Source organism: Desulfoluna sp. (genome assembly GCF_030145185.1).
Classification (GTDB): domain Bacteria; phylum Desulfobacterota; class Desulfobacteria; order Desulfobacterales; family Desulfolunaceae; genus Desulfoluna.
This window is the reverse complement of sequence record NZ_JAQYWB010000109.1, coordinates 1-12,176: the sequence shown is the minus strand read 5'-3', so window position 1 is coordinate 12,176 and position 12,176 is coordinate 1. Positions and strand designations below refer to the sequence as shown.

9 protein-coding genes are annotated in these 12,176 nt (G+C 56.3%); 1 reads left to right on the top strand and 8 read right to left on the bottom strand.

Annotation, left to right across the window (positions count from 1 at the left end):
- Positions 1-180 precede the first annotated feature (180 nt).
- The 7 genes from gap to Q1Q75_RS21285 all read right to left on the bottom strand — a co-directional run bounded on the left by gap (position 181) and on the right by Q1Q75_RS21285 (position 9,371).
- Positions 181-1,209, bottom strand: coding sequence for a type I glyceraldehyde-3-phosphate dehydrogenase (gap, locus tag Q1Q75_RS21315; protein WP_300675004.1), 1,029 nt, complete (start codon positions 1,207-1,209; stop codon positions 181-183).
- Between the two features lie 356 nt (positions 1,210-1,565).
- Positions 1,566-2,798 carry a TIGR03790 family protein gene (locus tag Q1Q75_RS21310; protein ID WP_300675002.1) on the bottom strand — a complete coding sequence of 411 codons (1,233 nt, stop codon included), beginning with the start codon at positions 2,796-2,798 and terminating at the stop codon, positions 1,566-1,568.
- On the bottom strand, positions 2,795-3,367 hold the full coding sequence (locus Q1Q75_RS21305; RefSeq protein WP_300675000.1) for a hypothetical protein: 573 nt from the start codon (positions 3,365-3,367) through the stop codon (positions 2,795-2,797). Before Q1Q75_RS21305 ends, Q1Q75_RS21310 begins: the two co-directional genes overlap by 4 nt.
- 41 nt (positions 3,368-3,408) lie before the next feature.
- On the bottom strand, positions 3,409-4,224 hold the full coding sequence (locus Q1Q75_RS21300; protein ID WP_300674998.1) for a metallophosphoesterase: 816 nt from the start codon (positions 4,222-4,224) through the stop codon (positions 3,409-3,411).
- Positions 4,225-4,659: 435 nt separating this feature from the next.
- Complete coding sequence (locus Q1Q75_RS21295) at positions 4,660-7,494, bottom strand: transporter substrate-binding domain-containing protein (RefSeq protein WP_300674996.1); 2,835 nt, start codon at positions 7,492-7,494, stop codon at positions 4,660-4,662.
- Between the two features lie 304 nt (positions 7,495-7,798).
- Positions 7,799-9,088, bottom strand: a complete 1,290-nt coding sequence (locus tag Q1Q75_RS21290; RefSeq protein ID WP_300674994.1) for an MFS transporter — start codon at positions 9,086-9,088, stop codon at positions 7,799-7,801.
- A 7-nt stretch (positions 9,089-9,095) separates the two neighbouring features.
- Complete coding sequence (locus Q1Q75_RS21285; protein ID WP_300674992.1) at positions 9,096-9,371, bottom strand: metal-sensing transcriptional repressor; 276 nt, start codon at positions 9,369-9,371, stop codon at positions 9,096-9,098.
- Positions 9,372-9,737: 366 nt separating this feature from the next.
- Here Q1Q75_RS21285 and Q1Q75_RS21280 point away from each other — a divergent pair, with 366 nt between their 5' ends.
- Complete coding sequence (locus Q1Q75_RS21280; protein ID WP_300674990.1) at positions 9,738-10,880, top strand: DUF4382 domain-containing protein; 1,143 nt, start codon at positions 9,738-9,740, stop codon at positions 10,878-10,880.
- 82 nt (positions 10,881-10,962) lie between these two features.
- Here the strand turns inward: Q1Q75_RS21280 and Q1Q75_RS21275 are convergent, their stop codons facing one another.
- Entirely contained in the window at positions 10,963-11,592 is a 630-nt protein-coding gene (locus Q1Q75_RS21275) for an HD domain-containing protein (protein ID WP_300674988.1), read from the bottom strand.
- Positions 11,593-12,176 lie beyond the last annotated feature (584 nt).

The following is a 12,176-nucleotide window of genomic DNA, read 5'->3' as shown; positions in this document are numbered from 1 at the left end:
GAAGATGTAGTGGTTTACCTCAAAGCTCTGATAACGCGGCAGATGAGTGCACCCGGCTCGCCCGAAGGGTGAGAAAATCAGACAGAATACCGTGGATTACATTTTGCATTTTTGAAACGACTGAAAATATGACTGCGAAGAACTGTCATTACGGATTATTCCTTAGTCCTGATTGTTTTCTCATGAAATATCCGGGTTAGACGCCTTGAGCAATGCCAGCGTGGTATCGAGCATCCTGTTGGCGTACCCCCACTCATTGTCAAACCAGGCAAGAACACTCACGGTGTGGCCGGACACCCGGGTCTGGGTGCCGTCCACCACAGAGGAGTGGGAGTCGTGATTGTAGTCACAGGAGACCAGAGGCACCTCGGTGTAACCCAGAATCCCGTTCATTCCGTTGTTTGCGGCCCGGTACAGACTCTCATTCACCGCCTTCGCGTCACTCTTCTCCCGCACCTGGGCGGTGAGCTGCATGGCCGACACGTTTAAGGTCGGAACCCGAAGGGAGAGCGCCTCGAAGCGCCCCTCAAGATGAGGTAAAATCCGATCCAGCCCCCTGGCAAGGCCTGTGTTTACAGGGATAATGGAATGGCTTGAGCTTCTCGTTTTCCGAAGATCCTGATCATGATAAGCGTCGATAACCGGCTGATCGTTCATCATGGAGTGCACGGTGGTGATCACCCCGCTCTCGATGCCGAACGCCTTATCCAGAGTTTCAATGACCGGCACAATGCAGTTGGTGGTACACGAGGCGTTGGAGATCACGGTGTGTTCTTTTTTCAACGTATCGTGATTGGTGCCGTAAACGATGGTGGCATCCACATCCGGCTCGGCCGGACAGGAATACACCACCTTGCCGGCGCCAGCCTCCAGGTGTTTCTCAGCCATAAAGCGCTGGGTAAAACGCCCCGTACACTCCATCACCACGTCCACACCAAGCGTGTCCCAAGGCAACTGTGAAAGATCTTTCCGGCAGGTCACAGCTATGGGATCGCCGTTGACCATCAGGGTGTCTCCTACACAGGAAACCTCGCCGTTAAACCGTCCATGGGTCGAATCGTACTTCGTCAAGTGAGCGATGGACTCAATATCAGAAAGTTCATTGATCCCAACGATCACCAAGTCATCCCGGTGACCGGACTCGTAAAGGGCACGAAGAATACACCGCCCGATACGACCATATCCGTTGATTGCAACTCTGTATGTCATGAAAACCAAACCATAGGGCCCGACTGTCTGCAAGCAGCGGCTGGCGAAAGCCCCCCTTCCGCGCGCACGGATGCAAACCGGGTTTTTGTTATGCCGCCCCTGATGCCGGCGGTTATGATACATACCTAAAAACAGGGCACCCTTTAAAAGGGGCGTCTCCCTTGACAGTTCCGTATTCTGGCCCTTTTCACATGTCATTCATGACCAGAAAACCGGTACTATATCAAATCCCCGCCATCAGGAGTAGAGATATCTCCCGGAAATCACCGCCCCAACGAAAACGCCCCCCACTGGGATAGAAAAGCCTGCCACACTCAGGGACCGGACCCTTTTCAGCACAACCTTTTTTTCTAAGGTTATCGGTTTCGCAACGCCGGCTTGGCATAGAACGGCCGGTAGAGGGGGTCCCCCACCAGCACCATTTTCCAGGAGAGAAAGGGAAGGCTCGCCGCATAACACTCCACGAGGGTCAGCCGCCCGTCGGCCAGAAATCCAAAGAACATCTCCGGCATGGGAAACGCCTGCACATACGGTTCTCCCACCGGCCCAATGGTGGCGGCTACGCCCCGCTGCAGCATCTGCACGCACCAGATGGAACTGGACGCGTTTTTCAAGGTGGTGCACTCCGAACTGGCAATATGATATCCCACGGCGCCTTTTTTCCAGTCAAAGGCGTCCACATAGGTTCCCAGACTGTACCAGCCGCAATAGAGGGCCGCATCCGGGCATGACCGGGGAGAAAACAGTGCCTCCCGGGCATCTTTCACGACGGTGAGAAAGGCCTGCGTCTCCAAGGCATCGGCGCTTCGATGAATCGAGCGATCGTAAAGCGCATACCCTCCAAGGTCCTTTTTTCCGGGCATCTTCCACCTCGCATCAAAATAGGCGGTACCGGAAAGGCCTGTGCCCTCGACATCCACCGCATCGGCCATCAATCGCCTGACGGTGGCGGGTTCTGGAGCGTCAAGACGACTCACCAGAAGCACCTCCGAGGCCCCCGCCCGCGCCTGACCTCTGCGAGCCGCAAAAAGAGGGTTAGCCACCCAGAAAGAGAGGGGGCTCCCCGGACGTTTGACCAGCATCAGCTCCGAATCCACCGAGGCATTTTTGTCCCGAGCTCTTTGGGCCTGGGTCACTCTCTGTTGAAGGTCCGTCCATTCCGCATCCAGCCCCTTGTCGTCCGGATGCGCCGCCCGTTTTGCTTCAAGCACAAGGCGTTCCTGGGCCAGGCGCTGGCGCGTTTCCATCTCCGAGGGCGTAAGCCCGGGGTCCACAACCGTAAGCGGAACCCCATACATGGTCACCAGACATTGGATGCGAGGCATGGCCAAAAGCGCTAACCGTACCGGTTCAGCAATGCGGGTTTCATAATGATTCCGATCGATCCTTTCCGTATCGGAAACAAAAAGAGCGATTTTTTGAGAGGAAGGAATCCCCCGCAGCGCCATATACTCATCGGCCAGCGTTTCAGAGACGGGCACCGCCTTGTTAAACACCACCGCCACCTCACTGGGAGACAGGGCCCATACCGACGGGGCCACGAGAAAAAAAAACAGACCGCTCAACCCACTCACCCACCTTCGATTCATGCGCCCTCCTGGGTCTCACCCGCGACCAGACGCACCGCATCCAGATACAAAACCTGTTTCTCTTCGGGCGGCGATGAAAAAAGAAGAAAGGTCCAGACCCGTTTCAGATTCAAAGGACGACGGTCCCCGGAGGTCGTCAGAGACTCAAAAGGAAGGACAAAGGCCGTCCGTCCCGGCTCAGCCACCACCCGCCCGTTGTAACGCTGCGCGTAGGAGGTTTTTTTTTCGTCATCCACACGCAGGGTCAAAACCACGGCGTGGGGCGACGGATTGTAAATATCCATGGCAAGGGCCGTATACCCCCGCCAATCTGAAACGCTCAGCTTAGGGAAAAAGCCAGGATACGCTGAAGGATAGAGTTCCATTTTCAGACATCGTTCCCCCCGGGTGGGGTGATCGGTGGAGAGAGAGTAGAGGGTGCCGCATTTCCAGTGCAGACGATCCAGTTCTGCGTCCTGCTCAAAATCAAAGAGCACCCGGTCCTCCGAGGGCACCCCGGCACACCCCGCCAGCAGGAGTGCCGGAAGAAAAATAAGCGCCAATTGAGTAATGCAGGTGCGTAAAGTCATGTGGCTCCTTTGGTGATCAACGTACCGTCAACCGTCCCCCTTCACTCAAAACTCAGGACCACCACCTCCGGCGGGCAGAACAGCCGGAAGGGGAGATGACTCGTCCCGACACCGGTTGTGACGAATAGACGATTATCGCCTTTTCGAAACCACCCGGCGTTGTAGCGGGCATTCTTTTCATACCCAAGAAAGCGCCAGACAAATGAAGGCAAGGGGATCTGCCCGCCATGGGTATCCCCGGCCACCATCACCACCCCTTCCTCACCTGAAAAGGTATCGAACAAGAGAGGATCGTGCGCCAAAACCAACGTGGGGATCTGTTTTGCCACAATCTCTGCGGCCTCGCCCTGGTCGCTGTCCAGGCCCACCACGCGAAAGGGGCCTTTCTCGCCCGGCAGAACAAGCTCACGGTTCATCAAAAATTGAACGGAATGCTGTATCGTCGCCGCCCCACGCCCCTGCGGGTGACAGAACAGGCAGCTTTGCCGTGAGTTGTGATGGTCGTAATCCCCAAGAACACCATAGACACCCAGGGGGGCCTCAAGCTTCGACAAAAAATCAAAGGCGGGTTTGTAGTCGCCCCCCCACCGCACGTAATCGCCAAGAAGAAAAAGGTAATCGGGGGAATTCGCCTCCAAAAGAGAAAGAAGCCGGAGACGGTGTACGTCACCTTCCCCCAGATGCAGGTCGGAGACCACCACCACACGTTTTCCTTTGAGCGCACCCGCCAGAGGCGTCCCGGCGACCGTGAAATGTCGAACCACCACCTTGCCCGGCTCCACCCGGAATCCCCGGTACACCAATAGCAGACACAACAGACCGCTGATAACGATGATTCCCTGCAGAACGCGTGACACGTGCCCTCCCACAAACAGCCATGATGACAAAAAGAATTTGATGCCCCCTTATTCACAGCCATCCCAGGGAGATGTAACGCCAGTTATAACGTAATGAAATAACAAGGTTCCAAGATTGCGTGGCTCTCAAGGTTATAAGCCATGAATGCTTGGAACGTCAGCTGCCAGCGCACGGCTTGTTTTAAATTGATGGAGCGTAGCGACTCCTCGAACGAAGAACCAAGAACCAAGAACGGTTTTTACAAACCACCCATGTCCTTGATGGTGGCCAAGAAAGAGTGGTAATCAAAAAAAATATTAAACACATAGTCCCATGGAGAGTATATACAACAGGGACTTCCGCGCAACATTGTTTACATATTTTGTACAACCGCCCGTTGATCCGAGCCAGACACCCGTCTCACCCCCATTATACCCCACAGGATCAGCCAGTCCTCAAGGCTCCAGAGCCTCAAGGACCACCGCCCGAAGATCGGCCAGGCTATAGGGTTTCACAATGGCCGCACAAAAACCGTGGGCCTGATAATCCGCCATGATCGGATCATTGGAGTACCCGCTGGAGACCACCACCCGGGCTTCGGGATCCCATTGCCGGATCAGCCCGGCAGCTTCAAGCCCTCCCATGGCCCCGACCACCGTCAAGTCCGTGATCACCACATCCACCGGCTCAGGCCCGCCATGACGCGCCCTGTAAACGGCCACGGCCTCTTCACCGCTGGCCGTCAACAGGACCTCATACCCCAAGGCATCCAACAGGCCCTCCACGACCTCCCGCACCATCTCTTCATCGTCCATCACCAGAATCCGGCCCCGCCCCTGTACCGAGTCCCCGGCGGGAATCTCGATTCTCTCGGGAAGCACCTCCTCCGAGGCGGGGAGATAAAGGGTGAAACAGGTCCCGACACCGGGGGTTGACGTCACCTGAATATGGCCATCGTGTTTGGACACAATGGAATGGGTGGTGGCAAGCCCCAGGCCGCTGCCCGTCTTCTTGGTGGTGAAAAAAGGGTCGAAAATTCGGTCAATCAACGACTCGGGAATGCCGGTCCCCTCATCACAGAAGGTGAGTTTAACGTAACGCTCACCCTTCAGGGGGAGGATCCCTATATCCCGGCGATCGATGCGATGATTCTCGGCGGTAATCGTGATCACTCCAGCTTGATCCATGGCATGAACCGCGTTGAGAATCAAATTTTGAACCACCTGACTGATCTGCCCAAAATCGATTTCAGCAGCCCAGAGATCGTCGACGAAATGGGTATCACAGCGAACCCGGCCTCCATGAAGAACAAAACCGGCTGACTCACGCACCAGATCCACCACCGAGGCGACCCGAGTCACCGGATCGCCCCCTTTGGAAAAGGTGAGAAGTTGCTGCGTCAAATCCTTGGCCCGGCCACAGGCCCGCAGCACATCGGAAAGGAGCCTGTAAGACTCGGAATTCTCTTGATTGTAGGTACGCGCAAGGCTCACACCCCCCAGCACTGCCATCAGAATATTGTTAAAATCATGGGCGATGCCTCCGGCCAGAACCCCTACGGATTCCAGCTTTCGCACCTTCAGCAGCTCTTCTTCGATGCGATTTTCATCCGTCACATCACGAAAAACCAGCACCACCCCCACAATGGAGCTGGTACGATCCATGATGGGCGCCCCGCTGTCGGCGATACTCCGCTCGGTGCCGTCCCGGGCGATAAGGGCCGTATGGTTTGCCAGGGTAATCGTATTCCCCGTGGTCAACACCTTCTCCACCGGGTTCTCGCAGGGCTCGCGCGTCTTCTCGTTGATGATCCGAAACACCTCGAGCATGGGCTTGCCGGCCGCGTCGGCCTGGGTCCAGCCGGTCAGCTTCTCGGCCACTTTGTTGATCAGGACCACCCGCCCCTCCACATCACTGGTAATCACCCCATCGCCGATGCTTCTAAGGGTTACGGCCAGTCGCTCCTTTTCCTGGGAAAGCGTCTCCTCGACCTCTTTCCTGGGGCTGATATCCCGCCCCACCGAGACCACACAGGTCTCATCACCGAACGCCGCCCGTTTCAGGGAGACCTCCGACCAGAACACCGACCCATCCTTACGACGGGTTCGCCACTCGGCCATCTGGGGCTGCCCCTGGGCGGCCTTTCGTATCAGGTTGAGGCCGAGCTCACCCGTAAATCCGGGCTCCCCCGAGGAGAGGCCTTCGATAGATCGCCCCACAAGCTCCTCCCGCGAATACCCCAACATGGCCACTCCGGGCTCGTTGATATCCAAAATGCCCCCATCGACTGCGTCGTGAAGAATAATCGCATCATTGGGGGTATTATAAATCTCGCGGTAACGCCTCTCACTGGATCGCAGCGCTCGTTCGGCAAGAAGCCTTTCGTCAATCTGACGGCTCAGAATCTCATTGGCCCTGGAGAGTTCGTCTGTCCGCCGGGCGACCTTTCGCTTCAGGCTGGCGTTCCACAGGAAAAAAAGCACGGCCACCGTCAAAAGGGGGAATCCCACCATGGCCAGATAACGAAGAAGTTCCGACGAGCTGAACCCCCGAGGCTCGTAGGCTCCAAACCATTTTTCATGAATTTCGTCGTACCGCCCCGAGGCCTTGATGGCGCTGAGCCCCTCGTTAAGAAGGGACAGGACCTGATAATCCCCTTTTTTCACGGCAAAGCAATAGGATTGTTGCAGGACCGGAGGCCCGACAGGGACAATTGAGGTGTTCTTCATCTCTTTTAAAAGCATCAACCCCTGAATCCGGGAAAGCAGGGCGGCCTCCCCCTGACCATCGGCAAGGGCCTTGAGCACATCCCGGACGTTCTTGCGGACCCCGATCTCTACCGGCATTTCCTGCTGAAGAAGATAATCGTGGCCAATATCCCCATCCTGGACAAGAATCCGTCGGCCCCGGATATCGTCTATGGAGTGAATAGAACTGCCCCTGGGAACAAACACGGCATAAGAGGCAACATAATGGGGGGTACTGAACGCAAAATGCCGCTGGCGATCAATGCTCTTAAACATCCCCATGAGGACATCCACATCTCCAGCAAGCAAGGCGCTGCGGGCATCACTCCACATCATCAGATCGAGACTGCTGAAGAGGCCCATCTCTTTCGCCACGGCCCGGGTAATGTCCACATCAAATCCTGCAGGCATCCCATGGTCATCAAGGTATTCGTAAGGCGGGTAACTGTCATCGCCCCCGAACACAAGATAGACATGGTCCGCCGCCCAGCCTGGCACAGGCCACATGACCAGCAACCCGACGACCCCAATCAGAAAAAACAACAGACCTCTCGGAAAACAAAGAAAACGCACCGATCCCCCCTTGTTATTTTCACCATCCCACCCACACCGCTGAAAACTAAAGTGCAGACACGCCCGGAATAACGTCCCCCGGCCCCCTGGGCGCAGGCCGAACCTGCCTCCAAGACTGTCAGGGTTGAAGGAACTTATTTTTTACTGATCGCACGAATAAAGAAAAAACTGAAGCGTTTTACGCAGAAAAAAAGGAAACCCTTCCCTTTTTTTAAAAACCTGTGCCCTCGAGATAGGGAATCCTGGCCTCCAAGCGTCACGGAGAGTATGCTTCTTAGGAATTTACTGTTTCTTCGGCCGGTGGCTGTTCATTGTGACTGTGCCCCTTGGGCGAGGCCCCATCCCGGCAGCAGTGATGCGTCTTGTCCTGGGGAAACGGAGTCAAGCAAAGAACGACGAAAAGAAAGATCGCCACACCCAACGCACAGATCAGCGCGCCATGAAAACCGTCTATAAAAAACCCTCCTCCCACCGGCAGAAGCAAAAGTACCCCCCCATACGAAAGACGCCCCAGCAGACTTTGAAGAGAAAGGTAGGTGCTTCTCTCGTGACGCTCAAGCAAAGGAGACAGTTCCGCATTCACCAGGGGGGTAGAAACGGCCCGGGAGGCGGTGCGCCCCACCAGCATCAGGGCCACCACCGGATGCACAACCAGGGCCATGGCACCCATCAGCACGACTTGAAACAAGCCACAGGCCAAAAGGGTCCGGCGCACCACGCAACGGTGGTGAATCCGGCCGGCATATCGGGTAAACCAGGCTCCGACGAGCATGGTAAGGGCCAGGTGTGTTCCGGCAAGGATCGGGGTCAACGACGTCTCCGTCCCCATTCTCTGAGCAATCCCGTGGAGGTAGGGCTGATAAAACTCATAGGGAAGATGCATCAAAACGGTCATAGAAAGGGTGTAGAGGGTAAAAAACCGAAACCTGGCCCCCCAGGCCTTTCCCATCAGTCCGTAAGCCTGCCGCCCCAGGGGAGCGGTGGTGAGCTTTCCGGTCGCCTCCGGCTCCGTCATGGAAAAAACAAGGCCCCACGACATGGTGACAGCCATCAACGAAACCCCATAGACCCACCTCAAATGACCCATGGCAATCACCCCACCCAAAAGGGCCGACAGCCCCCCCGCCAGGAAACTGAACCGCAAGGCCCGCCCCTCCCGGAAGGCATACTCCGCGTCACGGTTCAGCCCTTTTAAACTTTCATAATGAAAAGCCGTGTCCGTTCCTGAGGCTGCGGCAAAGCCAACGGCAAGGAAGAGCTGAGCCACAGCAAACTGAGCAAAGGAATGCCCGGTAAAAAAGAGAAGATAGGCAACGCTCAAGCAGGCGGAAGAGAGCAGCAATGTGCGTTTTCTTCCATACCGATCAGAGACAAACCCCGAAGGGACCTCCATCACGGCCACGCCCACATAATAAATGGCCTCAAGATGAAGGGCCTCCGGGAGACTCAGCACCGAGGTAAAATAGAGAAAAAAAGCGGGTCCCCAAAAATAGCAATCCCGGAAAAAGAGATACCAGGGGTACCGGGTAATGTTGGCCGTCAAGGCCGCCTCGCGCTCGCTCATACTCGTCTCACAGGTACTTCGTTATTTCAGCCAACTCCGACCGAATCTCAGAAGCCGACCGTTCCCGGATGGCGTGCTCATCCAGGCAGTGCTCGATATGATCACGAACCAGGGCCTGCTTGGCATTAAGCACGGCTTTGTACACCGCATGAAGCTGCCTCGCCACGTCCACGCAGGACGCGTCGCCCTCGATCATGGCCACTACCTTGTTCAGGTGCCCCCCCGCTCGCCTGAGCCGCTTGGCGATCTCATCATGGGTTTGATGCTTCCCTTTTTCCGACATCTCATGAGCCTCTCTTTCTACGGGATAGAAGAACCCATCCCCCGGGAGGGGATATATAGATAAATACCTATTTTAAAAGAAGATGACAACCCACTTTTTTATGAGTAGCGAAAAAGCGCCTCTCCAAAGTCAGAAAACAAACCAAAACCCGGAAAAGCCCTTCGATGTTCAGAATAAAAAAGGTATAATAAAGCCTTACACGCCGTACTCAAACCCCACAATCGAATTACGGCATCACACAAAGGGTGTAACGACGCGGCAATTCAACACGTCGACAGAGAGCCCTCTCGCCGGCAGACCAAGGGCTCATCGATTCATCATGGTCACCCGCCCGGAAGTACCGCCCCCGCCCCAAAGGAGAATCCCATGACTCGACGCTTCATTTCAATTCTTGCGGCCCTTGCTCTTCTTGCGGTCGCAGGCTGCAACTCCAGCTCCAGCAGTTCCTCATCCGGGGCAGGAGATCTCAATGTATCCCTCACCGATGCACCCGCCTCGGCCTATAAAGCGGTGTATATCAGCGTCAATCAGGTGGAGGTGAAGCAATCCTCCAATGACGACGACAACGGGTGGCAGGTGGTAGAGATCGTCAATGAAACCATTAACCTGCTGGATTTAAGCGGGGGCATCCTGAAAGATCTGGGCACACGCAATCTGCCCGCAGCGACCTACAACCAGCTCCGCCTGCGACTGGCCATCGCCCCGGATGCAGAAAAAAACATCCTTGGCACCGATCACCCCTTTGCCAACTACGTCATTGATTCCAATGACGACGTCCATGAGCTCAAGGTCCCCAGCGGCTATCAGTCCGGCATCAAGCTCGTCAAACAGTTTACTATAGAGGCCGCCGGCCTGACAAAACTCATTATAGACTTTAATGCCATGAAATCGGTGGTGGAAGCGGGGAGCAGCGGCAAGTGGCTCCTGAAACCCGTCATCCAGGTTATCGATACCGTGACCCTGGCTGGGGTCCAAGGCTCTGTCACGGACACCCCCGGCTCTGACCAACAAGGGGCTCTCGTGACAGCCCAGACCTATAGCGCTGCAGCCACTCTCCCCGAAGATGAAATCACTGTCCACGCCGGAACCCTCACCGACAATCGGGGCTCTTACCTCCTGCGCGTCCCGGCGGGCGAGGAAACCCTCGTTGTGTTCAAAGAGGGATTCCTCCCGGCATGCCAGCGCATCTCCACCGTCACAGGAACAACCCTCACCGAGGATTTCACCCTCACCGCCGCAACCTCCGGGACCCTTTCTGTGACCATCACCGGTCTCACTGCCATCGATGACTCCGTCACCATCAGCGTCCGCAAATCAGGACTCTGCGGCGGCTCCCTCTCCACCCTTTATGAGATGACCGCCCAATCCTTTGCGGCGGACGGAATCTACCTCATCGCCTTGCCTCCGGGGACTTACTCCATTGTGGCCTCCGGTGAGAACCTGACCACCGTCACCTACGTCAGAACCCTCACCTCGAATGCCACCGAAACCATCTCGGTTTCGCTGTAAAAAGGCCCATGGCACACAGGAATGCCCGAAGGCCATCACAATGTATGGGGTCGCATCACCCCGCAGGGTGCAAAAGCGCACCCTACCCCCCATGTGTGACTTCCCGCTTCAGCTCCTCAAGGAAGTCACACATAAAATCATGCCGACGCCCGGCTTCCCGACGGGCCGCGTCCGTATGCAGGGACTCTTTCAACGTCAAGAGCTTCAGATAAAAATGGTCCACGGCATAGGCCCGGTCATCAAGCGTCCGTCCCCGACCAAAGGGATCTTCCGGGTGGAACAGGGCAGAGCCCATGGCCCCCCCAGTCAAAAAACAGCGGGCAATGCCCAGCGCTCCAATGGCGTCCAGCCGATCGGCGTCCTGAACCACCTGGGCCTCCAGAGTCTCTGGAACTTTTCCCAGGCTGAAGCTATGAGACTCAATGGCGTGGTACACCGCATCCAATCGTCCCGCCGGGTACCCAAGCCCCTTTAGAAACCCCACCGCCTCCTCTGCCGCAAACCGGGAGGCCAGCGGCCGATCCGGTGAGTCCTTGGCCACGCTCACACAATCGTGCAGCCACGCCGCCGGTACCACCACCGACAGATTCGCCCCTTCCGCCTCACCGATCCGCCGGGCAAGTGCGACCACCCGCTTTACATGGCCCAGATCATGCGCCCCGTCCTGAACGGACCGCCCCTTAAGAAATACTTCGCACGCGTGTTCTATCATGGACAAAAACCTTTCAAAAAGATCAAAAAATAGCCTCCGGCGGCAAGGTGGGCCACCTTGAAAGCGGGTTTGCGAATGCGCATCGGAAGGCGTCTCTTGAGGCTGAAATGCGTCCGCATTCGCCCGGAGAGTCGTAGGGTGTGCTTGCGCACCATTCCCCAAGAAACCAACACCTTTTGCCATTTCTATACTGATTGAGAGACATCAATACATGGGCTTCCATAACCGTTACGGTTAATCCGCGGTGCGCAAGCACACCCTACCCTCGCAGCCCCCACACCGGCGGCAACGCGTCACACCGTAGGGTGTGCTTGCGCACCATCCCCCAAGAAACCAACACCTTTTGCCATTTCCATACTGCTGGAGAGACATCAATACATGGGCTTCCATGACCGCAGCGGTTAATCCGCGGTGCGCAAGCACACCCTACCCTCACAGCCCCCACGCCGGCGACAACGCGTCACACCGCAGGGTGTGCTTGCGCACCATCCCCCAAGAAACCAACACCTTTTGCCATTTCCATACTGCTGGAGAGACATCAATACATGGGCTTCCATGACCGCAGCGGTTAATCCGCGGTGCGC

Bases quoted from the DNA above. Each gene is read 5' to 3' on its own strand.
- Q1Q75_RS21310 (WP_300675002.1), bottom strand. From the start codon at position 2,798: ATGAATCGAAGGTGGGTGAGTGGGTTGAGCGGTCTGTTTTTTTTTCTC.
- Q1Q75_RS21280 (WP_300674990.1), top strand. From the start codon at position 9,738: ATGACTCGACGCTTCATTTCAATTCTTGCGGCCCTTGCTCTTCTTGCG.
- Q1Q75_RS21290 (WP_300674994.1), bottom strand. From the start codon at position 9,088: ATGAGCGAGCGCGAGGCGGCCTTGACGGCCAACATTACCCGGTACCCC.
- Q1Q75_RS21275 (WP_300674988.1), bottom strand. From the start codon at position 11,592: ATGATAGAACACGCGTGCGAAGTATTTCTTAAGGGGCGGTCCGTTCAG.
- gap (WP_300675004.1), bottom strand. From the start codon at position 1,209: ATGACATACAGAGTTGCAATCAACGGATATGGTCGTATCGGGCGGTGT.
- Q1Q75_RS21305 (WP_300675000.1), bottom strand. From the start codon at position 3,367: ATGACTTTACGCACCTGCATTACTCAATTGGCGCTTATTTTTCTTCCG.
- Q1Q75_RS21285 (WP_300674992.1), bottom strand. From the start codon at position 9,371: ATGTCGGAAAAAGGGAAGCATCAAACCCATGATGAGATCGCCAAGCGG.